Raw genomic sequence first — 25,127 nt, 5'->3', positions numbered from 1 at the left:
GCCCGCCCCCTACTTAAGGCCCGCTTGCGCCGCGCGGCCTTTCGCTTAGTCTGAAGGGGCAAAGCGAAAGGCCCCGGATGACTGCCGCCATGATATCCCCCCAGACAGACCCGTTCCGCCCGTTTCACCGCGCGCTGATTGTCGATGATCATCCGCTGTTTTGTGACGCTTTGGCGATCACGCTCAAGGCTGTGGCGGGGATTGGTGCGGTGGATACCGCCGACCGGTTGGAAAGCGCTTTGCACCGGCTGGGCCTGACCCCTGCGCCCGATGTCGTGGTGCTGGATCTGGATTTGCCCGATGTCACCGGGTTTGACGGGCTGATCCGCCTGCGCGCGGTGGCGGGGGATATTCCGGTGGTCGTTGTGTCGTCTATGGCCGATGATGCGGTGGTGTCGGCGGTGCTGGCGGCGGGGGCTGCGGGCTTTGTGCCCAAACATTCCCGGCGCGAGGTGTTTCGCGCGGCCTTTGAAAGCCTGTCGCGCGGGCAGGTGTTCGTGCCCGAAGGCTATGCCCCCAACACCGCGCAAAGCAGCGGCAAGCGCGAGGATGCCTTGCACCGCCTGTCATTGCTGACCCGGCAACAGGCGCGCATCCTGCAACTGATCTGCGAAGGGCGGCTGAACAAGCAGATCGCCTTTGATCTGTCGATTGCCGAAACCACGGTGAAGGCGCATGTCACCGCGATCATGCGCAAACTGGGCGTGCAAAGCCGCACGCAAGCGGTGCTGATCGCGAAAGAGGCTAGCTTTTCCGGCATCTTGCCCGATACTGACGGCTAAGGCCGCAGGCTGGCAACCGGGGGGAGGGTGGCAAAGATGGTGCAAAGCGAAGGCCCCTTGCTGGCCCGCGCCCATGTCGCGGCGGACGAGCCGCAGGCGCTGGCGACACTGGCGGCGGGCTTGGGGCCGGGGCCGTTTGCGCTGGTGATCCTGTTCTTGTCACCACAAGCCCCGCTGGCCGCCCTTGCCGCGCAAAGCCTGACGGCCTTTGGTGATACCCCGGTCATCGGCTGCACCACCGCCGGAGAGATTTCGGCCAATGGCTATGCCGAAGGCAGCATCGTGGCGATTGGCTTGCCGCGCGCGCATTTCGTCACCGACCCTATCCTGATCCCAGACCTCTCAACGCTCAACCGTGACCAGTTGATCGGCCAGTTGATCCGCGCGCGGCAGGCGCTTTCTGCCAAGGCCCCGCATTGGGCGCATGAGTTCGGCTTTTTGCTGGTTGATGGCTTGTCCCTGAAAGAGGATGAGCTGGCCTTCACCCTTGCCTCGGGCCTTGGCCCGGTGCCGTTTTTCGGCGGCTCGGCGGGGGATGGCACGGATTTCGGGCAAACCTTCATCCTGCATCAGGGCAAGATTTGCGCCAATGCCGCCGTGCTGGCGCTGATCCGGTCCGATTGCCGGGCGCATGTGTTCAAGCTGGATCATCTGCACCCCAGCGCGCGCCGCATGGTGGTGACAAGCGCCACCCCGGCGGCGCGGGTGGTGCATCAGATCAACGCCGAACCCGCAGCACAGGAATATGCACGCCTTTTGGGCAAAGACCCGTCGCAACTGACGCCGTTCACCTTTGCCGCCCATCCGGTGCTGGTGCGGATCGGCGGGCAACACCATGTCCGGGCAATCCGGCAGGTAGCGCCGAATGGCGATCTGATCTTCTTTTCCGCGATTGACGAAGGGTTGGTGCTGACCTTGGCGGAACCGCAAGATATGGTCAGCCATCTGTCAGCGGGGTTGGAGGCCCTGTCGCGCGGCGGCACAAGGCCCAGCATTCTGGCCTGTGATTGCCTGCTGCGCCGGGTAGAGGCGCAGGAAAAGCAGATGACGGGGGCCATTTCCAAGCTGCTGCGCGGCCATGGGGTGACAGGCTTTTCGACCTATGGCGAACAGATGGGCGGCATGCATGTGAACCAGACGCTGACAGGCGTCGCCCTCTATCCGCCGGGAAGCTGACCCATGGCCCCGCCCACCCCAACGCATGACCTGATCAACCCCGACGACCCGCCCGCGTATCAGCGCGAAAAGCTGCTGCAAATCGCTGATGCGCTGATGCGGCGGGTGGAACAGGCCACCGATGATGGTGGCGCGGCCTATACCCAGTTTCAACGCGCCGTGCTGCTGGAAGATCAGGTGCGCGAACGCACCCGCGATCTGGAACGCGCGCTGGATCTGCTGAACCTGTCCAACGCCCGGCTGGCCGAGGCGAACCGCGCCACCGAGGCCGCCCGCCGCAACCTGTCCAACGCGATTGAAACAGTGCAGGAAGGCTTTGCGCTGTTTGACAGCAAGGATGCGCTTGTGCTGTGCAATTCGCGCTTTGGCATGTTCCTGCGCGATCTTGCCCCGGTGCTGCATCCGGGACTGAGCTTTGACGATTATGTCACCCGCGTCAGCCTGTCGCCGCATCTGACCTTGCCGCCCGGCGACAGCCCTGCGCAATGGGCCGCCCGCCGCCTGCGCCAACACCATGAACGCCATGTGATGTTCAACGCGCGGATGGATGGCGATCATTGGGTGCAGGTATCCGAACACCGGATGCCCGATGGCGGCACCGTGATCCTGCAAACCGATGTGACCGATATCATCCGGCTGGAACGGCAAGAGCGTGGCAAGATGCTGGACGCCCAGGCCAAGCTGATCCGCGCAACGCTGGAACACCTGAACCAAGGTGTCTGTATTTTCGATGCCGAACAACGGCTTGTCGGCTGGAACCGCAAGCTGGGCAACCTGCTGGGCATTCCTTTGCCACGGCTGCGCTTGGGGGCATCGTTTGACGGGCTGTTGGATCGTTTCGCCGATGGCGCGCGGTTTCGCGACATCACGCGGCAGGCGGTGGCCGATTGGGCCGCCACCCCATCGCCCCGCGCCGCCCTGCGCTTTACGGTGGAACGCGGGCAGGCGCCGCTGCTTATTCTGGATGTCTATGCGCAGGAAATGCCCAACGGCGGGTTTGTGATCTCTTTCACCGATATCACCGCTGAACGCGATGCGATTGCCGCGCTGAGCCGCGCCAATGAAACGCTGGAAGCCCGCGTGACCGAACGCACGATGGAACTGGAAGACGCCGCCTTGCGGGCCGAGCGTGCCAATGCCACCCGCGCGCGCTTTGTCGCCGCCGCCAGCCATGATCTGCTGCAACCGCTGTCGGCGGCAAGGCTGTTCGTGGCCGCCGCCGAAAGCGATACACTGGCCCCCGACACCCGCGACGCGCTGCAAAAGGCGCAAAGCGCGCTGGATTCGGTGGATGGGATTCTGGGGGCCTTGCTGGATATCTCGCGGCTGGACAGTGGCAAGGCGGCGGTGTCCTCTGGTCCGGTTGATCTGGGGGCGATGCTGGCGCAATTGGGGGTGGAATTCGGCCCCATTGCTGCGGCCAAGGGCCTGCGCTTTCGTATCCGGCCCGTGCAGGCGCAGGTGATCTCGGACCCCAGCTATTTGCGGCGCATCCTGCAAAACCTGATTTCCAACGCGTTGCGCTATACCGCCTCGGGCGGCGTGCTGGTGGGGGTGCGGCCGCGTGGCCGGATGATCCAGCTAGAGGTTTGGGATAGCGGCCCCGGCATTGCCGAAGACGATCAGGAAGCGGTGTTTCAGGAATTTCACCGCCTGAACGCGCGGGCCTCGGCCTCGGATGGGATGGGGCTGGGCCTTGCGATCGTTGAACGCGCGGCGGCCTTGCTGGGCCATCCTTTGGGGCTGAAATCGCGGTTGGGGCGGGGCAGTTGCTTTTTGCTGCAACTGCCGCTGACAGCGCCGCCCGCCAGCCCGGCACCCGCCACGCCCGCGCCCCAATCGGCGTTGGACAGCAAGATCGTGCTGCTGGTGGAACCCGACCCGGAGCTGCGCCGCGCGCTGTCGATGCTGATGGAAAAATGGGGCATCAGCGTGCTGGATACCGAAAGCATGGGCGATGCGCTGGCCTTGATTGATGAGATCGGCATCACCCCCGATGCGCTGATCCTCGATCACGGCACCAACGGCGCGGAAACGGCTGATTTTCAAAAGCAAATACAAAGCTTTACCGGCCGTTTTGGCCCCTTGCCACTGGCGCTGATCGGGGCGGGTTTGCCCGGTCTGGCGCAGGCCACCCGGCTTGCCAAACCCATCGACGCCCGCGCGGTGCAAAGCTTTTTGTCAGCGGCCTTTACCGAAAGCTGATCTGCGGTAAACTCGGCTGCATACGACCAAGGTCACATAGCGCCGCTGCCCGAACTGGGGTTAGGCTGTTGCAAGGATGAAGGCGGGGGGACGCATGAAACTATCCGATCAACGAGAGATCAAGGCCGATGTGGCCACGGTTTGGGCCGCCATTCTGGATGCCGATGTGCTGAAAGCCTGCGTGCCCGGTTGCGAAAGCATGACCGGCACCCCCGAAGACGGGTTTGAGGCGGTCGTGGTGCAAAAGGTCGGCCCGGTGAAGGCGCGGTTTACCGGGGCGGTGACGCTGTCGGACATGGTGCCGAACCAGTCCTTGCGGATCTCGGGCGAGGGCAAGGGCGGCCCGGCGGGCTTTGCCAAGGGCGGTGCCGATGTCACGCTGACCGCGACCGAGGCAGGGACGCTGCTGTCTTATGAGGTGGAGGCCAATGTCGGCGGCAAGCTGGCGCAGCTTGGCAGCCGCATCATCGACGGCTTTGCCAAGAAAATGGCCGATGAATTCTTTGCCCGCTTTCAGCAAGCGATTGAGGGCGAGCCGGAGGCCGAGGAGGAAGCGGCAGCCGATACCGAAGTGAAAAAGAAGGGCTGGCTGAAACGTCTGGTCAGCTAACGTATTCAAGGGAGGAATATGATGACGAAAACCTCGATGACCGTGAACGGCAAGGCCGTCTCGGCCGAAACCGAAGGCCGCACCTTGCTGTCGGCTTACCTGCGCGAAGGGCTGGGGCTGACGGGCACCCATATCGGCTGCGACACCTCGCAATGCGGGGCCTGTGTGGTGCATGTGGATGGCAAGGCGGTCAAATCCTGTTCCGTCTTTGCGCAGGATGTCGAAGGCGCGGACGTGACCACGATCGAAGGCATGGCCAATGCCGATGGCAGCCTTGGCACCATTCAACAGGCGTTTCAGGATCACCACGGGCTGCAATGCGGCTTTTGCACACCGGGTATGGTGATGTCCTCGGCAGCGCTTCTGGCCGAAAACCCGACCCCGACCGAAGCCGAGGTGCGCCACTACCTTGAAGGCAATATCTGCCGCTGCACCGGCTACCATAACATCGTCAAGGCGGTGATGGCAGCGTCCGGTCAGGCCGTTCCGGCTGAATAATTTATATATTCAACAGATTATGCGGCGTTCTTAACGCATCGCATCAAGGGGAGGATACTATGCCGAAAGATGGCGGAATTGGCGACAGCACCAAGCGTCGCGAGGATATACGGTTCCTGACGGGCAAGGGCCGTTACACCGATGATATCAATCTGCGCGGGCAGGCCTATGCCTATTTCCTGCGCTCCGAAGTGGCAAACGGGCGGATCAACGGGATCGACGCCAAGGCAGCGCTGGCGATGCCGGGTGTTCTGGCGGTGCTGACGGGCGCGGATTTCGCGGGTATGGGTGGCAACCCCGCGGGCTGGCTGATCAACTCGCGCAATGGCGAGCCGATGAAGGAACCCAAACGCCCCGTGCTAGCCCATGGCAAAGTGCGCCATGTCGGTGATGCCTATGCCGTGGTGATTGCCGAAACCTATCAGCAAGCCCGCGATGCCGCCGCAGCGGTAGAGGCCGATATCACCGAGCTTCCCGCCGTGGTCGATATGGCGCAGGCTTTGGCCGACAGCACCAACCTTGTGCATGACGAAATCGGGACCAACCAGTGCTTTGACTGGGGCTGGATTGAAGATAACCGCGCCGCCGTGGAAGAAGCATTCAAGAACGCGCCGCATGTCACCACGCTGGAACTGACCAACAACCGCCTTGTGCCCAATGCGATGGAACCGCGCGCCAGTCTGGCGGATTATGATGCCGGAACAGGGGATTACAAGCTTTACACCACCAGCCAGAACCCCCACTTGCACCGCCTGCTGATCGCGGCTTTCGTGATGGGGATGCCGGAAAACAAGCTGACCGTGATCGCGCCGGATGTGGGCGGGGGCTTTGGCTCCAAGATCTATCACTATGGCGAGGAAGCGGCGGTGCTGCATGCCGCCAAGGTGCTGAACCGCCCGGTAAAATGGGTGGCCGAACGCTCGGAAAGCTTTTTGTCCGATGCGCATGGCCGCGACCATGTGACCAAGATCGAACTGGCCACCACCAAGGATGGGCAGTTTCTGGCGCTGCGGTCGGAAACCATGGCGAATGTGGGGGCCTATCTGTCCAACTTCTCGACCGCGACGCCGACCTTCCTGCATGGCACGCTGATGGCGGGGCCGTATAAGACGCCGCTGGTTTATGTGAACGTCAAGACCGTGTTCACCAATACCGCGCCTGTTGATGCCTATCGCGGCGCGGGGCGGCCCGAGGCGACCTTCAGCATTGAACGCATCATCGACAAATGCGCGCGGGAGCTGGGGCTGGACCAAGCCGAAATTCGCCGCAAGAACCTGCTGACGCCCGATCAGTTCCCCTACACAACGCCGGTTGGCCTTGTTTATGACACCGGGAATTATCAGGCCACCTTGGACAAGATGACAGAACTGGCCGATCTGGCGGGGTTTGAAGCGCGGCGCGCGGAAAGCGCCAAGCGCGGCAAGCTGCGCGGCCTTGGCCTGAGCACTTGGATCGAGGCTTGCGGCATTGCACCGTCGAACCTTGTCGGTGTGCTGGGCGCGCGTGTCGGCCTGTTTGATGCCGCCACCGTGCGCGTCAACGCCACCGGCAATATCAGCGTGATGACGGGGGCGCATAGCCACGGGCAGGGGCATGAAACGGTGTTTGCGCAGATCGTGGCCGAACAGCTTGGCATCCCGGCAACCAGCGTGGAAATCGTGCATGGCGATACCTCCAAGATCCCGTTTGGCATGGGGTCTTATGGATCGCGCAGCCTTGCGGTGGCAGGCTCGGCCATGACCAAGGCTGTCGACAAGATCATCGCCAAGGGCAAGAAGATCGCCGCACATATGCTTGAAGCCTCGGAAGATGATATCGAGTTCAAGGATGGCAATTTCAGCGTGGCAGGCACCGACAAGGCCAAAAGCTTCGGCGAGATCGCGTTTTCGGCCTATGTGCCGCATAATTACCCGCTGGAAAGCCTTGAGCCGGGGTTGGAGGAGACGGCGTTTTATGACCCCGGCAACTTCACCTATCCCGCAGGCGCCTATGCCTGCGAGGTGGAGGTGGACCCCGATACCGGCAAGGTAGAGATTGCAGCCTTCACCTGTGCCGATGATTTCGGCAATGTGATGAACCCGATGATCGTGAACGGGCAGGTGCATGGCGGCGTGGGGCAGGGGATTGGCCAAGCGCTGCTGGAAAACACCAGCTATGATGAAAATGGCCAGTTGCTGACCGGGTCTTTCATGGATTACGCGATGCCGCGCGCCGATGATGTGCCCTTCTATAAGGTCGATCACAGCTGCAACACACCTTGCACGCACAACCCCTTGGGCGTGAAAGGCTGCGGCGAGGCGGGGGCCATCGGCTCGCCGCCGGCGGTGGTGAATGCGGTGATTGATGCGCTGCACCGGGGCGGGCATACCCATGTCAGCCATATCAACATGCCCGTATCGCCTGCCCGTGTCTGGGCCGCGATCAACAGTAAATGAGCGGAGGCGATCATGCATAGTTTTGAACTGGTTAAGCCAAAGACGCTGGCCGATGCGGTGGCAGCCCTTGCGGATGGGGCGCAGGCGCTGTCGGGGGGACAAACCCTGTTGCCGACGATGAAGCAACGGCTGGCCGACCCCGGCACGCTGGTCAGCCTGACGGGCATCCCGGAATTGCAAGGGGTGTGCCAAGGCGATGCCGGTATCATCATCGGCGGGGCCACGCCTCATGCGGTGGTGGCGCGCGAGGCGGCGAAATACTATCCCGGACTTGCCGCGCTGGCCGGGCAAATCGGCGACCCTGCGGTGCGCAATCGTGGCACCATCGGGGGCAGTATCGCCAATAACGACCCCTCGGCCTGCTATCCGGCGGCCGTTCTGGGGTCGGGGGCAACCATCGTGACCAATACCCGCGAGATTGCGGCGGATGACTACTTCCTTGGCATGTTTGAAACCGCGCTGGAGGAAGGCGAGATTGTCACAGCCGTAAAATTCCCGGTTCCGCAAAAGGCGGCTTATGCCAAATTCGTGCAACCTGCGTCGCGCTTTGCGCTGGTGGGGGCCTTTGTGGCGCAGTTCGCGGATGGGGTGCGGGTGGCAATTACCGGGGCGTCCAACAATGGCGTGTTCCGCTGGCCAGAGGCCGAAGCGGCGCTGTCGGCCAGTTTCACGCCCGAGGCGCTGAAAGGGTTGACCTTGCCCGCCGATGACATGATCGCCGATCTGCATGGCAGTGCGGAGTATCGCGCGCATCTGTGCGGTGTGATGACCAAACGCGCCGTGATGGCGGCGGGATAAGACAAGCCCGGTTGGGCGCGGCCATTGAGACCGCGCCCAACCGCTGCACACGCAGGTGCAGGGTTGCGCATGTGAGTGAGGGCGGGCTTTAACCCTTTGCGCCTTGGTCCAGATAGACGGCGCAGCCGGTCAGGGCGGCGTAATCATCCTCGATCACCGAAACCGGGAAATTCTGCATGAAGCCGGCAAAGCGGCCCTTGTCGCGGAACGCCGCTTCAAACCCCATTGCGCCCAGATAGGGGGCCATGGCGCGCGCGACACCGCCGCAGAGGAACACACCGCCAAAGGGCAGGTGGGTCAGGGCAAGGTTTCCGGCCTCGGCCCCCAGCAGCCGCACGAAAAGCCGCGCGGTTTCGGTTGACAGCCCCGCGCCATTTTCAGCCTCCAGCCCGTCCATGATCTGCGCCGCCCCGCGTTCCGCAGGCGCGCCTGCCTCGACCGAGACAAAGGCGAACAGCCGTTCAAGCCCGCGACCGGAGAGCACATCCTCGACCCCCGGAAAGCCATGTGCGGTTTCGACGAAATGCGCCAGTTTCAGATCGAGCGCGGAGCGCACCGGCATGTTGACATGGCCACATTCGGACGCCGCCACCACGCGCCCCCAAGGGGTTTCATGCACCGGGGCCGCGTTGAAACCGGTGCCCACCCCGATCACCAGCTTGGCCGCGCGCGGGTCAGCCTCACCTCCCGCAATCACAGGCCGCAGGTTTTGCGCCGGGATATGGCCCAAGGCGTGGCCCTGCGCTTGCAGATCGTTCAGAATGGCCACCAGCCCCGCGCCTGTTGCCCGCGTCAGGGTGGCGCCGTCGATGGTCCAATCCAGATTGGTCATCGTGGCCACACCATGCGCCACAGGCCCTGCCGCGGCCACACAAACCCCGGCGCAATCGGGGGTGCCCTCGGCCTCCAGATAATGGCGCAGGATGGTTTCCAGCCCCGGATAGTCGGCGTTGCGGAACCGCTTGATCGAGGCTTCGCGCAGCACCGCCCCTTGGGCCAAGGCCACGCGCGTATTGGTGCCGCCAATATCGGCCACAAGGGAAAAGCGTTGGGCGGTCTGGCTGGTCATGCGGGGCGCTCCGTTTTCAGGCCTTGCGCGACAGCGCGCGGCTTAGCGCGTGATAGGACGCTTTTGGGGTGCGCTGCAAGGTTTCGAAATCGACATGGATCAGGCCAAAGCGCTTTTCATAGCCCAAGGCCCATTCGTAATTGTCCAGAAGCGACCATGTGAAATACCCTTGCACCGGAACGCCATCGGCAGCAGCCGATTGCACGGCGCGCAAATGCTGGGCCAGATAGTCGATCCGGGCCGCATCCTCAACGCGGCCCGCAACAAGGCGGTCTGCGCCGGCCATGCCGTTTTCGGTGATATAGATCGGCAGATCGCCGGAATAATCGCGCGCGGTGCGGCGCAGGAAGAACCCAAGGCCTTCGGGATAAATCTCCCATCCCATTTCGGTTTTGGGCAGCGGGCCGTCTACCTCGCGGTGGGCAGGCCAAGGGCCGGGGGCCGGGGCGATCAGCTTGCGGGTGTAGTAATTGATGCCGACCCAATCGACCGGGGCGGCGATGGTCGCCATATCCGCTTGCCAGCCTGCGGGCATATGCGGGCCAAGCCCTTCAAGCACATCCGCCGGATATTCGCCCTTGAACATGGCCGAAAGGAACCAGCGGTTATAATAGCCATCGTAAAGCGATGCCGCCGCCGCTGCCGCAGCACTGTCATCGGCGGGGGCTGCATATTCCATGTTGCACACGGCCCCAAGGTTGCCCATGCCCAGCCCGCGCATGGTTTCAATGGCACGGCCATGCGCAAGCCCTACATGATGCATGGCGCGGGCGGTGGCGCGGATGTCGCGCAAGCCCGGCGCGTGATGGCCCAGAAAATGCGACAGCCACGCCACGCACCACGGCTCATTGATAGGGGCGGCGGACCAGACACGATCACCGATGCGGCGCATCACCACCTCGGTATAATCGGCAAACCAATTGGCAATATCGCGGTTGCGCCAGCCCCCCAGATCGGCCAGCGCCGAGGGCAGTTCCCAATGATAGAGCGTTGCAGCAGGCTTTAACCCGCGCGCCAGCATCCCATCCACCAAACGGTCATAATAATCCAGCCCTTCGGCATTCACCGCGCCGCGCCCTTCGGGCATCACCCGCGCCCAAGAGGTGGAAAAGCGGTAAACGTCAAACCCCGCCGCTTGCATCAGGTCAAAATCCTCGGCCCAGCGGTGATAATGGTCGCAGGCCGTCGCCCCATTTTCAGCGCGCGTGACATTGCCGGGGGTGGCGGCAAAATCATCCCAATGGGTGCGGCCCGCGCCGCCAAAGCGGTGGCCTTCGATCTGGTAGGATGAGGTGGCCGCCCCGAAAAGGAAGCCTTCGGGGAATTCGGAACGATGGGGAAGCATGTGTTAAGACCTGTTTGGAACGGGGCCGGTCGATTGACCGATGATAAGCTCTGCCTCCAGCAGTTGAGAGGTGGGGAGCGGGGAAGGGGTGGCAATGGTTTCCAGCAGCATCGCCGCCGCGCGCCGCCCCGCCTCGCGCACAGAGGAGCGGGTGGCGGTAAAGATCGGCACATCGGTGCCGTTTTTCATATAGCTGAGGTCGTCATCATGGGTGATCACCGAAATATCGCGCCCCATGACAAGGCCGCGTTCCTCAATCGCGCGGCGCGCGCCCAAAGCGATGATCATGGATGACAGCAGAAACGCCGTGGGCGGGTTGGGTTGCGCCAGCATGTCGCGCGCGGCCTCATAGCCCAGCGATTCCGTCATCTCGATCGACCGCATCAGCCCGGGTTCCGGCGCAACCCCCTTTTCGGCCAGCGCCTCCAGATAGCCGGTGCGGCGGCGGATCGCGAAATCCATGAACTCCAACCCGTTGATCAGCCCGATGCGCCGATGCCCCAGATCCAGCAAAAAGCCCGCCGCCCGGCGAAAGGCGCGGCGGTTGTTCACATCAACCCAGGAATAGGCCTGCGCGGCCCCGGTGGCGCGGCCATGCACGACAAAGGGCATCGCGATTTCATGCAGCAAGCCGATCCGGAAATCAACCTGCCGGGGGGAGTGGACGATAACCCCGTCCACATTGCCGCGCGATTTCATTTCGCGGTAAACGCGGGCCTCATCCCCATCTGGGACGATGGACAAGATCAGATCATAGCCCGCGCGCGAATAGGTTTCCCCCGCGCCTGCGATGAAATCGGCAAAGATCGGGTTCACGATTTCATGCCGGGTTTCCACCGGGATCACATGGCCCACCGCCATCGCCCGCCCGGTTGCCAGCCGGATCGCCCGCGTGTTGGGTTTGTAATTGTGCAGTTTCGCCGCCGCGACGACCTTTTCGCGCGTGGCTTCATTCACCTCTGGATAGCCGTTCAGCGCCCGGCTGACCGTGGTTGGCGAAAGCCCGAGTTTGCGAGACAGGTCTTTTAGGTTCACCAGATTACCCAAAGCGGTTTGAATTTCGCCACAGGCTAGCGGCTTCTGTTCGATTGGTCAAAGGCAAACTCGGGCCAGTCCGATAATGCGGCGGTGCAGCATTTTGCCTTTATTACATGTGTTAACGCCGCAAATGTCGCGCATCGCAGGCGCAACTGGTGATTGACACAGAGGGCAAAATCCGAGATGGTCCCGCATCCAAAGCGGTTTGAAAAACGATTCTACCGCATGGGTTCGGTTCAAATGCGCCACAAGGCGTGATCGTCGGGAGGATGAGATGAAATCCAGATATTTTATGGGGGCGGCGGCGTTTGCCTTGCTGGCCGGGGCCGCACAGGCCCAAGAGCTGAAATTCGCACCGGGTGAGGATGCGCGTTTCCACTGGGACAGTTTTGAAGCGCTGAAAGCCACCGATCTGAAAGGCCAAAGCCTGAAGATCGACGGCCCTTGGGGCGGCGTTGACAAAGAGCTTTTTGAAAGCGTGATCGCCTATTTTGAGGCCGCAACCGGGGCCGATGTGGAATATTCCGGCGGCGACGGGTTTGAACAACGCGTAATGATTGACGTGGAGGCAGGCTCGCCTCCGGGCATCGCCGTGATCCCGCAGCCGGGCTTGGCCGCTGATCTGGCAAAGCGCGGCAAGCTGGCAGCTCTGCCCGCCGAAACCGCCGATTGGCTGAAAGAGAATTATGCCGCCGGGCAGTCTTGGGTTGATCTGGCAACCTATGCCGGTCCCGATGGCGCCAAGGCGCTCTATGGCATGTTCTACAAGGTGGATGTGAAATCCTTGGTCTGGTATGTGCCGGAAAACTTTGAGGATGCCGGCTATGAAGTGCCGACCACGATGGAAGGCCTGAAAGAGCTGACTGCGCAAATCGTGGCCGATGGTGGCACGCCGTGGTGCATTGGTCTGGGTTCGGGCCCCGCAACCGGCTGGCCTGCGACCGACTGGGTCGAAGACATGATGCTGCGCAACAATACCCCGGCCGATTATGACGCCTGGGTCAGCAACGAGATGAAGTTCGATGACCCCAAAGTCATCGCCGCGATTGAAGATTTCGGCAGCTTTGCGCGTGTGGATGCCAATGTGGCTGGTGGTGCGGGGGCCGTCGGGTCCACCGATTTCCGTGACAGCCCCAAAGGTCTGTTCGCCTCGCCGCCCGCTTGCTACATGCACCGTCAGGCCAGCTTCATCCCGTCCTTCTTCCCCGAAGGCACCGTGGTGGGTGAAGATGCTGATTTCTTCTACTTCCCCGCCTATGAGGGCAAGGATCTGGGCAAGCCGGTTCTGGGCGCAGGCACGCTGTTTGTCGTGACCCAAGACAGCCCGGTCGCGCAGGCCTTCATGAAGTTCCTGCAAAGCCCGATCGCGCATGAAATCTGGATGGCGCAATCCGGCTTCCTGACCCCGCATAAGGGCGTGAACACCGAAGCTTACGGCGACCCGACCTTGAAAAAGATGGGCGACATTCTGCTGGGGGCCGATACGTTCCGCTTCGACGGGTCGGACCTGATGCCGGGCGCGATTGGCGCGGGCGTGTTCTGGACCGGGATGGTGGATTACACCGCCGGCAAGGATGCCGCTGCTGTGGCGGCTGATATCCAGAAGACATGGGACAGCATCAAGTAAGCTGACCATCTGCTGACCCCCGCCCGGTGCTGTCCGGGCGGGGAGTTTCCAACCTATCCGGCGGGGCCGGGCGGCTTTCTCACCGAAAATCCGGGTTGGTCTGTGGTTATTCACTGCGCGAAATTTGGGGGGGCTCATGGAACAGTTCGTGATGGCGGCTGTGACGATTTTAATCGGCGTCTTTGGCTGTATTTGTTACTTTTTTCTGTCCAACATCGCGTTGGACCGCCTTTACCCGGCCTCTGGCCCCAATGCGGGGGCCAATATCAACCGCGCCAATCAGATCCGGCCCTGGCTGTTCATGTTTCCGGCTTTGGCCTTGCTGACGGTCTATCTGGTCTATCCGGTGTTCGTTTCGGTCTATCTGTCCTTCATGGATGCCGAAGGCGACAGCTTTGTCGGGATGGATAATTACATCTGGCTGATCAACGACGACAAATTCCGCGAAAGCATGTTCAACAATCTGCTGTGGTTGGTCTTCGTGCCTGCGGCCTCTACCTTTTTCGGCCTTGTAGCAGCGGCGGTGACAGACCGCATCCGCTGGGGCAATTTCGCCAAGGCGATGATCTTCATGCCGATGGCGATTTCCTTTGTCGGTGCCGCCGTGATCTGGAAACTGGTCTATGAATACCGCCCCGACGGGCAGGAACAGATTGGCATCCTGAACGCGGTCTGGACGGCGATGGGCGGGCAGGCGCAAACTTGGCTGACATCGCCTGTCGTCAACTCTTTCCTGTTGATGATCGTGCTGGTCTGGATTCAGACCGGTTTTGCCATGGTGATCCTGTCGGCGGCCCTGCGCGGCATCCCCGAAGAAACCATCGAGGCAAGCATCCTTGACGGGGCCTCGCCCTTGCAAATCTTCATGAAGATCAAGGTGCCGCAAATCTGGGGCACGATCCTTGTGGTCTGGACCACGATCACCATCACGGTGCTGAAGGTGTTTGACATCGTGCTGACAATGACCAATGGCCAATGGGGCACGCAGGTGCTGGCCAATCTGATGTTTGACTGGATGTTCCGTGGCAATGATACGGGCCGCGCCTCGACCGCGGCTATCGTCATCATGCTGATGGTGACGCCGATCATGATCTGGAATATTCGCAACGCCGCTCGGGAGGCCCGCTGATGGACAATATAGTCGGCACGAAATCGCGTCTTGTCTGGGCGGTGAACCTGTGCGCGCTGGCGCTGGTGCTGCTGTGGACCTTCCCGACCTTCGGGTTGCTCGTCTCCAGCTTCCGCGACCGTGATCAGATCACCGCGTCAGGCTGGTGGAAGGCGATGTTCCCCGCCGAGGCGTCACTGCAATACCGCGCCCCGGCCCCCGACAGCGCCAAGCTGGTCGATGGGCTGTATGTGCTGGAAGGCAATGTGTTCGAAGGCGGCGCGGGCAAGGTTTCGGCCTTTGGCACCTCGATCCGCGAACCCGGCGCGCATGAGGTGGGCAGCAGTGTCGATGCTGGCGATGGCGCAACCCTGACCGTGCTGGAAAACGGTGATTTCACGATCACCTCGGCAAGCGCGATGGAAGGCAGCCGGGGCATGCGGATTTTCGCCACCACGGTCACGCCCGCGCGCTTCACTGTGGAAAACTATGACCGCGTTTTGGGGGCCGAAGGGTTGGGGCGGGCGTTTCTGAACACGCTGACCGTCTCTATCCCCGCCACGGTGATCCCGATCCTTGTCGCGGCTTTTGCGGCCTATGCCTTGGCGTGGATGGAATTTCCGGGCCGCGCGCTGATCGTGGCGGGGGTGGTGGGCCTGCTGGTCGTGCCCTTGCAACTGGCGCTGATCCCGCTGCTGAAGCTGCACAATGATATCGGCATCGGCAAGAATTACATCGGGATATGGTTGGCCCATACCGGTTTTGGCCTGCCGCTCGCGATTTATCTGCTGCGCAATTACATGGTGGGCCTGCCGCGCGAGATCATCGAAAGCGCGCGGGTCGATGGGGCGACGGATTTCAAGATTTTCCTGCGGATCATCTTGCCCCTGTCCTTTCCGGCCTTGGCCAGCTTTGCGATTTTCCAGTTCCTCTGGACATGGAATGACCTGCTGGTCGCCTTGGTGTTCCTCGGCAATTCCGCCGATCAGCTTGTGATGACCGGGCAGTTGAAAAACCTGATGGGATCGCGCGGTGGCGATTGGGAAATTCTGGCAACCTCGGCTTTTATCACCATTGCGGTGCCGTTGGTCGTGTTCTTTGCCATGCAGAAATACTTGGTCCGCGGCCTGTTGGCCGGATCTGTGAAATAAGGAAAGCGATATGGGAATGGCGCAGAAACTCGACGCGACAGCGCGCGCGCAGGATACGGATTGGTGGCGCGGGGCGGTGATCTATCAGATCTATCCGCGCAGCTTTCAAGACAGCAATGGGGATGGCATCGGCGATCTGGCGGGCATCGTGCAGCGCTTGCCGCATATTGCCGAACTGGGGGCCGATGCGATCTGGATCAGCCCGTTCTTCACCTCTCCGATGAAGGATTTCGGCTATGACGTGTCGGATTACTGCGATGTCGATCCGATGTTCGGCACGCTGGCGGATTTTGATGCGGTCGTGGCCCGCGCGCATGATCTGGGCCTGCGGGTGATGATTGATCTGGTGCTGTCGCACACCTCGGACCAGCACCCCTGGTTCAAGGAAAGCCGCGCAAACCGCGACAACCCCCGCGCCAATTGGTATGTCTGGGCCGACCCAAAGATGGATGGCACCCCGCCGACCAACTGGTTGTCGATCTTTGGCGGCTCGGCCTGGCAATGGGATGCGCGGCGGCAGCAATATTTCCTGCATAACTTCCTGACCTCGCAGCCCGACCTGAACTTCCACGAACCGCAGGTGCAAGCGGCGCTGCTGGACGTGGCGCGGTTCTGGCTGGATCGGGGCGTCGATGGGTTCCGTCTTGATACGATCAATTTCTATACGCATGACAAGCATTTGCGCGACAATCCGGGCCTGCCGGTGGATCAGCGCAACGCCGATACCGCCCCTGCGGTGAACCCCTATAACCACCAGATGCACCTGTTTGACAAAAGCCAGCCCGAGAATGTCGAATTCCTGAAAAAGCTGCGCGCGGTGATGAAGCCCTATAACGCCGCAGCGGTGGGCGAGGTCGGCGATGCCCAGCGGGGCCTTGAAATCCTCGGCGAATATACGCGCGGCGATGACCGGATGCAGATGTGCTATGCCTTTGAATTTCTGGGGCCAGAGCGGGTGACAGCCCCGCGCGTGGTCGAGATTTTCAAAGCGCTGGAGGATGCGGCCCCGGATGGTTGGGCCTGCTGGGCGTTTTCCAACCATGATGTGGTGCGCCATATCACCCGTTGGGGGCTTTCTGTTGATGCAGCAAAGGCTTACGCGCTGTTGCTCATGTGTCTTCGCGGCTCTGCCTGCCTCTATCAGGGGGAGGAGTTGGGCCTGCCCGAAGCAGAGCTGACATTTGAGGACCTGCAAGACCCCTACGGGATTGAATTCTGGCCCGAGTTCAAGGGCCGCGATGGCTGCCGCACGCCGATGGTCTGGCAAGCGGACAATCAGACCGGCGGCTTTACGGCAGGCAAGCCGTGGCTGCCCGTGCCGCCGCAGCATCTGCACCTGGCAGGGGACGGCGCCAAGGCCGACGGCAGCCTGTTCGCGCATTATCAAGCCGCCCTTGCCCTGCGCCACCAACACGCGGCCCTGCGGCACGGCAGCCAGTTGGGGCTGACCGCAAACGGTGATGTGCTCAGCTTTACCCGCGTGGTGGAGGGCGAGACGGTTTTCTGCGCCTTCAATCTGGGCGAGCATGCGCAAACCGTGACCGCGCCCAAAGGGCTGTGGCGCAGCCTATGGCCCAATAACGGCACCGCGCTGGCAGAAACCATCCGCTTGGACCCGTGGCAGGTTTGCCTCGCGGTCAAGGCATAGGACGAAAGGGGGGGACGATGGCTGATCTGAAGCTGACGAATGTCGAGAAAGCCTATGGCGAGGTGAAGGTTCTGTCGAACATCAACCTTGATATCCAGAAAGGGGAGCTGATTGTGTTTGTCGGCCCCTCGGGCTGCGGGAAATCCACCCTGCTGCGCATGATCGCGGGGTTGGAGCGGATCACCGGCGGCACCTTGGAAATTGACGGCACCGTGGTCAATGATGTGCCCCCGGCGCAGCGCGGCATCGCGATGGTGTTCCAGTCCTATGCGCTTTACCCGCATATGACGGTGCGCGAAAACATGGAATTCGCGCTGAAGATCGCCAAGAAAACCAAGGATGAGATTGCGGCGGCTGTGACCAAGGCCGCCGACATTCTGCAATTGACGCCCTATCTGGATCGTTTGCCCAAGGCGTTGTCGGGCGGGCAGCGGCAGCGGGTGGCGATCGGGCGGTCGATCGTGCGCGACCCCAAGGTCTATTTGTTCGATGAACCCTTGTCGAACCTTGATGCCGCCTTGCGCGTGGCCACACGGATTGAGATTGCGCAGTTGAAAGAGCAGATGGCCGACCGCACCATGATCTATGTAACCCATGATCAGGTGGAGGCAATGACGCTGGCCAGCCGCATCGTGGTGCTGGCGGGCGGTGGCATCAGCCAGGTCGGCACGCCGCTGGACCTGTATGAACGGCCACAGAACGAATTTGTGGCGCAATTCATCGGCTCACCCGCGATGAACCTTTTGGCGGGGGAAGTGGTGGAAACCGGGCCGCAAACCGTGGTGAAACTGGAGGGGGGCGGGATTGCACGCTCTGCCATTCCGACGGTGACGCCGGATCTGGGCATGAAGGTCAATATCGGTGTGCGCCCCGAAGATCTGGTTGAGACGACAGGCGAGGCGATTTTCACCGGAGAGGTGGAGATCACCGAAGCCTTGGGTGAAGTGACGCTGCTGTATTTCAAACGGCAGGGAGAGGCGGCGCAGGTTGTGGGCAAGCTGCCGGGCATCCACGCCGATTTGCGCCGCAAGGTCGTGAAGCTGACGGCGGACCCCAAGAAGGTGCATTTGTTCCACGAGGGCCAATCACTCTATTACCGCCAAAGCTGAGATAAGGGCCCAGCCCAGCAGAAAACCCGCGCTAAGCGTAAGCGAGATCAGGGCGGGCACCCAAAGCGTGTAGCGCGGGGCGGGGATGTGTTGCATGGCCTTTGCCTTTTTTGCGAAACGGGTGGGCGTTCTTAATCGCTGATTCAGGTTTCTGTTGTCTTAACTAGGCATGGATATCCTGTGGGATCAGATTGACGAGGCGGGTTGGCAGGCGCGGGTTGCGGGCCTGCGTGACCTTCCGTTGCGGCAAAGCTGGGACTATGGGGCCGCGATGCACCGGCTGGGGGCCACACCCCGCCGCGCCGTGCTGCGCCATGCCGGGCGTGAGGTGGCATTGGTGCAGGTGATGCAGCGGCGCGGGCTGCGGCTGATCAACCAAGGCCCGATCTGGCTGGAGGATGCGACAGAGGCCGACAAGCGCTGTGCTTTGCGGGGCTTGGCCTGCCATCCGGGGGCTACCATCGCAACACCCGATATGCCGCTGGCGGGTTGGGGGCTTATCCCGCTGATCACCGGGCGCAGCCGTGCGCTTTGGCAGATACGCGAGGAGGCGGCGGTGGTGCGGCAAGGCTTGCATGGCAAATGGCGCAACCGTTTGCGCAAGGCCGAGGCGCAGGTGCGGCCCAAACCCCTGCGCGGCGCGGCGCTTGAACACATGATCGCGCAGGAGGCGGCGCAACGGCACGCGCGGGGCTATCGCAACCTGCCAGGCGCCTTGGCGCTGCATTGGCCGGGGCAAAGCCTGGCGCTTGGCTGGCATGCCGAAGGGGCGTTGCAGGCGGGGATGGTGTTTTTGATCCACGGGCCAAGTGCAAGCTACTTTCTGGGCTGGGCGAGTGCGCGGGGCCGCGCGGCCTTTGCGCATGGGCCGCTGTTGTGGCAGGCGATGCTGGCGCTGCGCGCGCGCGGGGTGCAGCAGGTGGACCTTGGCGATGTCGACAGCGGGCAAGGCGCGGCCTTGGCGCGGTTCAAACTGGGCACTGGGGCGAAGGTGCAAGCCATGGGGGCGAGTTGCCTTGTCTTGCCGCCCCTGCGGCACGTGCGCCAACAGGGGGCAGGCGGCTTGGGGGGCATCGAGCCCCCGCGCGCCGCCATTGCCATGGACAAGCCTCGGGCGATGGTTCTTGACCAAAGTGCTGCGATCCCGCAGACCACAGGTGACAACGCGCCGCGCTGAAATATTCGCAGGATTGAATTAGACAGGGCGCAGCAGCAGCAAGGATTGCCGATGAAACGCCCGCCGATTTTCCCCGCCCCCGAATTTCCGCCCGTCAAGCTGAAGCCGTTTCAACGCATGCCGCCTGCGGTGTTTCCGGTGATCATGGGGTTGTTCGGCCTTGGACTGGCCTTGCGGCGCGGGGCGGATGTGATTGGCTATCCGGTTGCGATTGCTGAAATCGCCTTGGGCGCGATCAGCCTGCTGTGGATTTTTGCGGTTCTTGGCTATGCGCTGAAACTGTCGCAGCGGCCCGGTGTGATCATGGAGGATCTGGCAATCCTGCCGGGGCGGGCGGGCTTGGCTGCGATGTCGCTGGGGTTGTTTCTGTTTTCAACCACGGTGCTGCCCTATTCCACCGCCTTGGCCTCGGCCCTGATGTTTGCCGGATTGGGGCTGCATCTGGTCTTGGCGGGATTGATCATTCTGGCGCTGCGCCGCGGCCCGGAGGAGGGGCGGCATGTCACCCCGGTTTGGCATCTGAACTTCGTGGGCTTCATTCTGGCGGCGGTGACGGCGGCACCTTTGGGGTATACGTCGCTTGCCGGCATGATCCTGATCGCCACCATGGCGATTGCGGCGGTGATCTGGGGCGTAAGCCTTGTGCAATTGATCAAGCGGATACCGCCTGCGCCCTTGCGCCCGTTGCTGGCCATTCACCTTGCCCCGGCAAGCCTGTTTGGCACCGTGGCGCTGGCTTTGGGCCTGCATGGGCTTGCAGTGGCGGCGGGGCTGCTGGGGGCGGCCATTCTGGGGGCGCTGCTGGTCACGGCGAAATGGATCACCGGGTCAGGCTTTTCGGCGCTTTGGGGCGCGTTCACCTTTCCGCTGGCGGCCTATACCAGTTTGCTATTGGGGCTGGCGGGTGCGGCGGGCGGGCAGGGGATTTGGCTTTGGGCCGGGCTTGCCTGCCTGATTGCGGCCATCGGGATCGTGCCTGCCATCGCGTTGAAAGTGTTGCAAGCCTGGACCAAGGGCGGCTTGGCAGCCAAAACCAACGCCGCCACAGCCTGAGCCGCCGCTCGGAAGTGGATTGCCTTTGCCCGCGCGGTGTCACAGCTTGGACCCATGCGTGACACCAGCGGCAAAGGACCCCCATGACCAGATTCAACCAACCCCTTGGCGGCAATGAGATGCCGCGCTTTGGCGGGCCTGCCACCATGCTGCGCCTGCCCACACAATCCAACGCCAAAGGGCTGGATGCGGCTTTCATTGGTATTCCCATGGATATCGGCACCTCCAACCGGCCCGGCACACGCTTGGGGCCGCGCCAGATCCGGGATGAGTCGCGGATGCTGCGCCCCTATAACATGGCAACAGGGGCGGCCCCCTTTGACCATTTGCAAGTGGCCGATCTGGGCGATGTGCCGATCAACACCTTTGATCTGAAGAAATCGGTCGAGATCATCGCCGCGCATTACCGCGAGGTTCTGGCCCATGGCACCATCCCGCTGACGCTGGGTGGCGACCATACGCTCAGCTGGCCGATCCTGCGTGCCATGAAAGAGCGGCACGGCCCTGTCGCGCTGATCCATGTCGATGCCCATGCCGATATCAACGACCATATGTTCGGGGAAAAGGTGGCGCATGGTTGCCCCTTCCGCCGCGCATGGGAGGAGGACTGCCTGATCAATGACAAGGTGTTTCAGATCGGGCTGCGCGGCACCGGCTATGGCCCGGATGATTTTGACTGGGCACGCGACAAGGGCTGGACGGTGGTGCAGGCCGAGGCGTGCTGGCACAGATCGCTGGCCCCGCTGATGGCCGATATTCGCGCCAAGATTGGCGATGCGCCTTGCTATCTGACCTACGACATCGACAGCCTTGACCCGGCCTTCGCGCCCGGCACGGGCACGGTGGAACCCGGCGGGCTGACCACCATTCAAGCACTTGAAATCATTCGCGGTTGTGCGGGCTTGAACCTCGTCGGCTGTGATCTGGTCGAGGTGTCGCCGCCCTATGATCCATCGGGCAATACGGCGCTGATCGGGGCGAACCTGTTGTATGAGATGCTTTGCGTGCTGCCCGGCGTGCCACAACGCGCGGGCTAAGTGGCGTTGCGGCCCCGGTTCAACAGGGCCGCAAACCAGATGCTCAGACCAGTGCCAGATGCGGCTTGCCGTCCGAGGTTTTTTCAACCGTGCGGCCATCGGCCCCGACCACCGCCGAAACCCGGCGCCGGAACGAGGAGAAATGCGCCGATTTGATCACGTCTACCGGGGTGTCAAAATCAATCGTCAACCGATGCCAGCCCGCCGAACGGGCAGAGGCGGCATGGATGCGCCCGGTAAAGGCGTGGCCAAGGTAATGGCCGGAAACGCGCTGCCCGATATGCCATGTGGGCAGACTGGGCTGTGGCTGGGCGGCAACCGTATTCCAATTGCGCGCGCCGATGGATTGCGCGACCAGTTCCAGCGCGCGGCTGTGGCTGACCTCGGTTCCGGTTTCGGCCAAGGCTTTGCGCAGCCGTTTGGCTTGCGCCTTCAGGGCGGTTTGGGTTGTGGTGTCTTGCATGTTCGTGCCTTTCAAAGGGCCATGCGCCTGGCAATCGTTTCCCGCGTTACGGCTGTTCTGCATGACCAAGAAAGCGGGTCCATGAAAAGACAGTCTGTCGACAACAGGCTTCACCTTGGCCTTACGGCTGCGGGAGGCGGGGGCCTGCACCCCATCGCCTTTAGATGGGCAATGCGGGGGCGGATTGCAAGACCAAGGCGGAGGCGGGCAAAATCGGGGCCGTCTCAAGGCTGGCTGCCTGCGAGAGCAGCGGCGTCTGCGCGGGGGCCAGGTCTGTCAACCGCTCGGCCAAAGCCTCGGCGATGCGTTCGACCGCCTCTACCGAGATCGGGGCCGCCGCACGTTGCCACATCACACCGCTGCTTTGCGCGGGTTCATTGAAAAGCTGAACGAGGTCGAGCGCGAGATGTTTATGAAACCGGGCCAGAGCAGGGTCGGCGACCGCATCGGCATCCTTTGGGCTGACCGCGATGGTCAGGGTAAAGCCTGCGCCCAGATCGGTTTGGGGGGCCGCCACAAGGATCACCTTTGTCTGGGCGAATTGCGCCACCATCACCTCTTCGCTGTCCCATACCAATGAATAGGCGCCGTTTGACGCTGTCTCCAGACAGCTATCGAGATTCCGCAAAACTGTGCCAAAATTTAAAATCGCACCATTCTTGAACAGAATATGCGCAATAAGTGTTGCCGTGTCTTGCATGACCGTTCCTTTCCGTTTCAGGCGCGTCATTCGCTGGAAAAACAACCTGAGCCTGAAATTTGTGGAAAATGTGGCGAAAAACGGTTCATCATTTGTTAACGAATAGGTGACGTAACGTAACGAAAAAGGCCGCCCCCGGAAGGGCGGCCTTGATGCCAGATCGCAGGTTTGGCGATCAGCAGGAGTAATACATCGCGTATTCGATCGGGTGGGGCGTATGCTCATAGGCATAAACCTCTTCCCATTTCAGCGCCATGTAACCATCCAACTGGTCCTTGGTGAACACATCGCCAGCCAGCAGATAGTCGTGATCTGCTTCCAGCGATTCCAGCGCTTCGCGCAGGCTGCCGCAAACGGTCGGGATGGCTGCCAGTTCTTCCGGCGGCAGATCGTAAAGATCCTTGTCGGACGCCGGGCCCGGATCAATCTTGTTCTTGATGCCGTCAAGGCCAGCCATCAGCAAGGCTGCAAAGGCCAGATAGGGGTTCGCTGCCGGATCGGGGAAACGTGCCTCCACGCGCTTGGCTTTCGGCGATTCCGTCCACGGAATACGAACGCAGCCCGAGCGGTTGCGCGCGGAATAGGCGCGCAGAACCGGGGCTTCAAAGCCGGGGATCAGACGCTTGTAGCTGTTGGTGGACGGGTTGGTCAGCGCGTTCAAGGATTTCGCGTGCTTCAGGATACCGCCGATGAAATACAGCGCTTCCTGAGACAGGTCGGCGTATTTGTCGCCAGCGAACAAAGGCTTGCCGTCTTTCCAGATCGACATGTTCACATGCATCCCCGAGCCGTTGTCGCCTTTCATGGGTTTCGGCATGAAGGTCACGGTCTTGCCGTAAGCATGGGCCACGTTGTGGATGACATACTTATACTTCTGGATGTTGTCAGCCTGTTCGACCAGACCGCCAAAGATCATCCCAAGCTCGTGCTGGCAGGTCGCCACTTCGTGGTGATGCTTGTCAACCTTGATGCCCATACGCTTCATGGTGGACAGCATTTCGCCGCGAATGTCCTGTGCCTCATCCACCGGGTTCACCGGGAAATAGCCGCCCTTATGGGCTGCGCGGTGGGCAAGGTTGCCGCCTTCGAATTCCGCATCGGTGTTCCAGGCTGCCGCTTCGGCATCAATGGAGAACGCCACTTTCTGCGGGGTCACGGAATAGCGCACATCGTCGAATAGGAAGAATTCTGCTTCCGGGCCGAAATAGGACGTATCACCAATGCCCGAGGCTTTCAGATAGGCCTCTGCCTTGGCTGCCGTGCCGCGCGGGTCGCGGGAATAGGCTTCGCCGGTATCGGGCTCCACCACGTTGCAATGCACGCACATGGTTTTTTCGGCATAGAAGGGGTCGATATAGACCGAACCCGCATCGGGGATCAGTTTCATATCCGACTGGTCAATCGACTTCCAACCCGCGATGGAGGAGCCATCGAACATGAAGCCTTCTTCGAAGAAGTCCTCGTCTACAAGGTCAGCCACCAGCGTCACGTGCTGAAGCTTGCCTTTGGGGTCGGTAAAGCGGACGTCGACATATTCGACTTCCTCGTCTTTCATCAGTTTCAGGGCGTCTTTGACCTGACTCATATGGTCATTCCTTCTGCTAAAGCATCGTTTGGCACGGGGTCGCCCCCGGTGCCGCGGGTCTTAGATCGCGTCTTCGCCGGTTTCCCCGGTGCGGATGCGAATGGCTTGTTCGACGGGCGAGACGAAAATCTTGCCATCGCCGATTTTGTCGGTGCGCGCGGTAGAGATGATCGCCTCGATCGCGGCATCGACCATGTCATCGGTCAGCACCACTTCGATTTTCACCTTGGGCAGAAAATCCACCACATATTCCGCGCCGCGATAAAGCTCGGTATGGCCTTTCTGACGGCCAAAACCCTTTACTTCGGTCACCGAAAGACCTTGAATCCCGGCCTCCTGAAGCGCCTCTTTCACTTCATCAAGTTTGAATGGCTTGATAATCGCTTCGATCTTCTTCATCGGCCGACTCCTCCGGTCAAAATTCTCTTGGGCTTGTGTTGACCATTTCCCAAAGGGCGCGACAATTGCGTTAGCCTTAACCGATGCGGGCAGGGGGGTGGAAAATTGGGTTGT

General features: G+C 61.7%; 22 protein-coding genes. 15 read left to right on the top strand and 7 right to left on the bottom strand.

Translation table 11 applies throughout. The annotated features are described in order from the left end of the window. The first annotated feature begins 77 nt into the window (after positions 1-77). From EGN72_RS09725 to EGN72_RS09695, 7 genes are all read left to right on the top strand, one after another. Entirely contained in the window at positions 78-782 is a 705-nt protein-coding gene (locus EGN72_RS09725) for a response regulator transcription factor (protein ID WP_127046986.1), read from the top strand. A 36-nt stretch (positions 783-818) separates the two neighbouring features. Further along, positions 819-1,958, top strand: coding sequence for an FIST N-terminal domain-containing protein (locus tag EGN72_RS09720; protein WP_127046985.1), 1,140 nt, complete (start codon positions 819-821; stop codon positions 1,956-1,958). Positions 1,959-1,961: 3 nt separating this feature from the next. Then, complete coding sequence (locus tag EGN72_RS09715; protein ID WP_127046983.1) at positions 1,962-4,163, top strand: PAS-domain containing protein; 2,202 nt, start codon at positions 1,962-1,964, stop codon at positions 4,161-4,163. A gap of 94 nt (positions 4,164-4,257) precedes the next feature. Then, entirely contained in the window at positions 4,258-4,773 is a 516-nt protein-coding gene (locus EGN72_RS09710) for a CoxG family protein (protein WP_127046981.1), read from the top strand. A gap of 21 nt (positions 4,774-4,794) precedes the next feature. Continuing rightward, entirely contained in the window at positions 4,795-5,271 is a 477-nt protein-coding gene (locus EGN72_RS09705; protein WP_127047021.1) for a (2Fe-2S)-binding protein, read from the top strand. Positions 5,272-5,330: 59 nt separating this feature from the next. Then, entirely contained in the window at positions 5,331-7,706 is a 2,376-nt protein-coding gene (locus tag EGN72_RS09700; protein WP_127046979.1) for a xanthine dehydrogenase family protein molybdopterin-binding subunit, read from the top strand. A 12-nt stretch (positions 7,707-7,718) separates the two neighbouring features. Further along, positions 7,719-8,504 (top strand): xanthine dehydrogenase family protein subunit M, encoded by a 786-nt coding sequence (locus tag EGN72_RS09695; RefSeq protein WP_127046977.1) that lies wholly within the window; start codon positions 7,719-7,721, stop codon positions 8,502-8,504. 88 nt (positions 8,505-8,592) lie between these two features. On the opposite strand, the gene EGN72_RS09690 is transcribed toward EGN72_RS09695, so the two are convergent. The 3 genes from EGN72_RS09690 to EGN72_RS09680 are packed head-to-tail and all read right to left on the bottom strand — an operon-like array spanning position 8,593 to position 11,953. Then, complete coding sequence (locus EGN72_RS09690) at positions 8,593-9,573, bottom strand: glucokinase (RefSeq protein ID WP_127046976.1); 981 nt, start codon at positions 9,571-9,573, stop codon at positions 8,593-8,595. A gap of 16 nt (positions 9,574-9,589) precedes the next feature. Next, entirely contained in the window at positions 9,590-10,918 is a 1,329-nt protein-coding gene (locus tag EGN72_RS09685; protein ID WP_127046974.1) for a GH1 family beta-glucosidase, read from the bottom strand. 3 nt (positions 10,919-10,921) lie between these two features. Then, positions 10,922-11,953, bottom strand: coding sequence for a substrate-binding domain-containing protein (locus EGN72_RS09680; protein WP_127046972.1), 1,032 nt, complete (start codon positions 11,951-11,953; stop codon positions 10,922-10,924). Between the two features lie 277 nt (positions 11,954-12,230). On the opposite strand from EGN72_RS09680, the gene EGN72_RS09675 reads away from it, so the two are divergent. The 8 genes from EGN72_RS09675 (at position 12,231) to speB (ending at position 21,866) form a co-directional block, all read left to right on the top strand. Further along, positions 12,231-13,583, top strand: a complete 1,353-nt coding sequence (locus tag EGN72_RS09675; protein WP_127046970.1) for an ABC transporter substrate-binding protein — start codon at positions 12,231-12,233, stop codon at positions 13,581-13,583. A gap of 136 nt (positions 13,584-13,719) precedes the next feature. Then, a complete protein-coding gene (locus tag EGN72_RS09670) occupies positions 13,720-14,712 on the top strand; it encodes a carbohydrate ABC transporter permease (protein ID WP_127046968.1) in 993 nt (330 codons plus the stop codon). Continuing rightward, positions 14,712-15,842 (top strand): carbohydrate ABC transporter permease, encoded by a 1,131-nt coding sequence (locus EGN72_RS09665; RefSeq protein WP_127046966.1) that lies wholly within the window; start codon positions 14,712-14,714, stop codon positions 15,840-15,842. The genes EGN72_RS09670 and EGN72_RS09665 overlap by 1 nt, the downstream gene beginning before the upstream one ends. Positions 15,843-15,858: 16 nt before the next feature. Next, positions 15,859-17,490 carry an alpha-amylase family glycosyl hydrolase gene (locus EGN72_RS09660; protein WP_127047019.1) on the top strand — a complete coding sequence of 544 codons (1,632 nt, stop codon included), beginning with the start codon at positions 15,859-15,861 and terminating at the stop codon, positions 17,488-17,490. Between the two features lie 17 nt (positions 17,491-17,507). Then, positions 17,508-18,599, top strand: a complete 1,092-nt coding sequence (locus EGN72_RS09655) for an ABC transporter ATP-binding protein (RefSeq protein WP_127046964.1) — start codon at positions 17,508-17,510, stop codon at positions 18,597-18,599. Positions 18,600-18,768: 169 nt separating this feature from the next. Further along, on the top strand, positions 18,769-19,776 hold the full coding sequence (locus EGN72_RS09650; protein ID WP_127046962.1) for a hypothetical protein: 1,008 nt from the start codon (positions 18,769-18,771) through the stop codon (positions 19,774-19,776). A gap of 51 nt (positions 19,777-19,827) precedes the next feature. Then, the gene (locus EGN72_RS09645; protein ID WP_127046960.1) at positions 19,828-20,829 is read left to right on the top strand and encodes a tellurium resistance protein; all 1,002 of its coding nucleotides are present in this window, start codon (positions 19,828-19,830) and stop codon (positions 20,827-20,829) included. An 83-nt stretch (positions 20,830-20,912) separates the two neighbouring features. Continuing rightward, complete coding sequence (gene speB / locus EGN72_RS09640; protein WP_127046958.1) at positions 20,913-21,866, top strand: agmatinase; 954 nt, start codon at positions 20,913-20,915, stop codon at positions 21,864-21,866. 43 nt (positions 21,867-21,909) lie between these two features. On the opposite strand, the gene EGN72_RS09635 is transcribed toward speB, so the two are convergent. The 4 genes from EGN72_RS09635 to EGN72_RS09620 all read right to left on the bottom strand — a co-directional run bounded on the left by EGN72_RS09635 (position 21,910) and on the right by EGN72_RS09620 (position 25,013). Next, positions 21,910-22,329 (bottom strand): glyoxalase superfamily protein, encoded by a 420-nt coding sequence (locus tag EGN72_RS09635; RefSeq protein ID WP_127046956.1) that lies wholly within the window; start codon positions 22,327-22,329, stop codon positions 21,910-21,912. Between the two features lie 160 nt (positions 22,330-22,489). Then, entirely contained in the window at positions 22,490-23,029 is a 540-nt protein-coding gene (locus EGN72_RS09630) for a hypothetical protein (RefSeq protein WP_127046954.1), read from the bottom strand. A 175-nt stretch (positions 23,030-23,204) separates the two neighbouring features. Next, entirely contained in the window at positions 23,205-24,614 is a 1,410-nt protein-coding gene (glnA, locus tag EGN72_RS09625) for a type I glutamate--ammonia ligase (RefSeq protein WP_127046952.1), read from the bottom strand. Between the two features lie 60 nt (positions 24,615-24,674). Then, positions 24,675-25,013, bottom strand: a complete 339-nt coding sequence (locus EGN72_RS09620; protein ID WP_127046950.1) for a P-II family nitrogen regulator — start codon at positions 25,011-25,013, stop codon at positions 24,675-24,677. Positions 25,014-25,127 lie beyond the last annotated feature (114 nt).

The organism is Pseudorhodobacter sp. E13, assembly GCF_003991405.1.
Taxonomy (GTDB): Bacteria; Pseudomonadota; Alphaproteobacteria; order Rhodobacterales; family Rhodobacteraceae; genus Pseudorhodobacter.
The sequence above is the reverse complement of the archived record's forward strand: the minus strand, read 5'-3'. Positions and strand labels throughout refer to the sequence as shown.

What these genes read in the sequence shown, in the direction of transcription:
- EGN72_RS09725 (WP_127046986.1), top strand. Translation starts at nt 78, where the DNA reads ATGACTGCCGCCATGATATCCCCCCAGACAGACCCGTTCCGCCCGTTT.
- EGN72_RS09720 (WP_127046985.1), top strand. Translation starts at nt 819, where the DNA reads ATGGTGCAAAGCGAAGGCCCCTTGCTGGCCCGCGCCCATGTCGCGGCG.
- EGN72_RS09715 (WP_127046983.1), top strand. Translation starts at nt 1,962, where the DNA reads ATGGCCCCGCCCACCCCAACGCATGACCTGATCAACCCCGACGACCCG.
- EGN72_RS09710 (WP_127046981.1), top strand. Translation starts at nt 4,258, where the DNA reads ATGAAACTATCCGATCAACGAGAGATCAAGGCCGATGTGGCCACGGTT.
- EGN72_RS09705 (WP_127047021.1), top strand. Translation starts at nt 4,795, where the DNA reads ATGACGAAAACCTCGATGACCGTGAACGGCAAGGCCGTCTCGGCCGAA.
- EGN72_RS09700 (WP_127046979.1), top strand. Translation starts at nt 5,331, where the DNA reads ATGCCGAAAGATGGCGGAATTGGCGACAGCACCAAGCGTCGCGAGGAT.
- EGN72_RS09695 (WP_127046977.1), top strand. Translation starts at nt 7,719, where the DNA reads ATGCATAGTTTTGAACTGGTTAAGCCAAAGACGCTGGCCGATGCGGTG.
- EGN72_RS09690 (WP_127046976.1), bottom strand. Translation starts at nt 9,573, where the DNA reads ATGACCAGCCAGACCGCCCAACGCTTTTCCCTTGTGGCCGATATTGGC.
- EGN72_RS09685 (WP_127046974.1), bottom strand. Translation starts at nt 10,918, where the DNA reads ATGCTTCCCCATCGTTCCGAATTCCCCGAAGGCTTCCTTTTCGGGGCG.
- EGN72_RS09675 (WP_127046970.1), top strand. Translation starts at nt 12,231, where the DNA reads ATGAAATCCAGATATTTTATGGGGGCGGCGGCGTTTGCCTTGCTGGCC.
- EGN72_RS09670 (WP_127046968.1), top strand. Translation starts at nt 13,720, where the DNA reads ATGGAACAGTTCGTGATGGCGGCTGTGACGATTTTAATCGGCGTCTTT.
- EGN72_RS09665 (WP_127046966.1), top strand. Translation starts at nt 14,712, where the DNA reads ATGGACAATATAGTCGGCACGAAATCGCGTCTTGTCTGGGCGGTGAAC.
- EGN72_RS09660 (WP_127047019.1), top strand. Translation starts at nt 15,859, where the DNA reads ATGGCGCAGAAACTCGACGCGACAGCGCGCGCGCAGGATACGGATTGG.
- EGN72_RS09655 (WP_127046964.1), top strand. Translation starts at nt 17,508, where the DNA reads ATGGCTGATCTGAAGCTGACGAATGTCGAGAAAGCCTATGGCGAGGTG.
- EGN72_RS09650 (WP_127046962.1), top strand. Translation starts at nt 18,769, where the DNA reads ATGGATATCCTGTGGGATCAGATTGACGAGGCGGGTTGGCAGGCGCGG.
- EGN72_RS09645 (WP_127046960.1), top strand. Translation starts at nt 19,828, where the DNA reads ATGAAACGCCCGCCGATTTTCCCCGCCCCCGAATTTCCGCCCGTCAAG.
- speB (WP_127046958.1), top strand. Translation starts at nt 20,913, where the DNA reads ATGACCAGATTCAACCAACCCCTTGGCGGCAATGAGATGCCGCGCTTT.
- EGN72_RS09635 (WP_127046956.1), bottom strand. Translation starts at nt 22,329, where the DNA reads ATGCAAGACACCACAACCCAAACCGCCCTGAAGGCGCAAGCCAAACGG.
- EGN72_RS09630 (WP_127046954.1), bottom strand. Translation starts at nt 23,029, where the DNA reads ATGCAAGACACGGCAACACTTATTGCGCATATTCTGTTCAAGAATGGT.
- glnA (WP_127046952.1), bottom strand. Translation starts at nt 24,614, where the DNA reads ATGAGTCAGGTCAAAGACGCCCTGAAACTGATGAAAGACGAGGAAGTC.
- EGN72_RS09620 (WP_127046950.1), bottom strand. Translation starts at nt 25,013, where the DNA reads ATGAAGAAGATCGAAGCGATTATCAAGCCATTCAAACTTGATGAAGTG.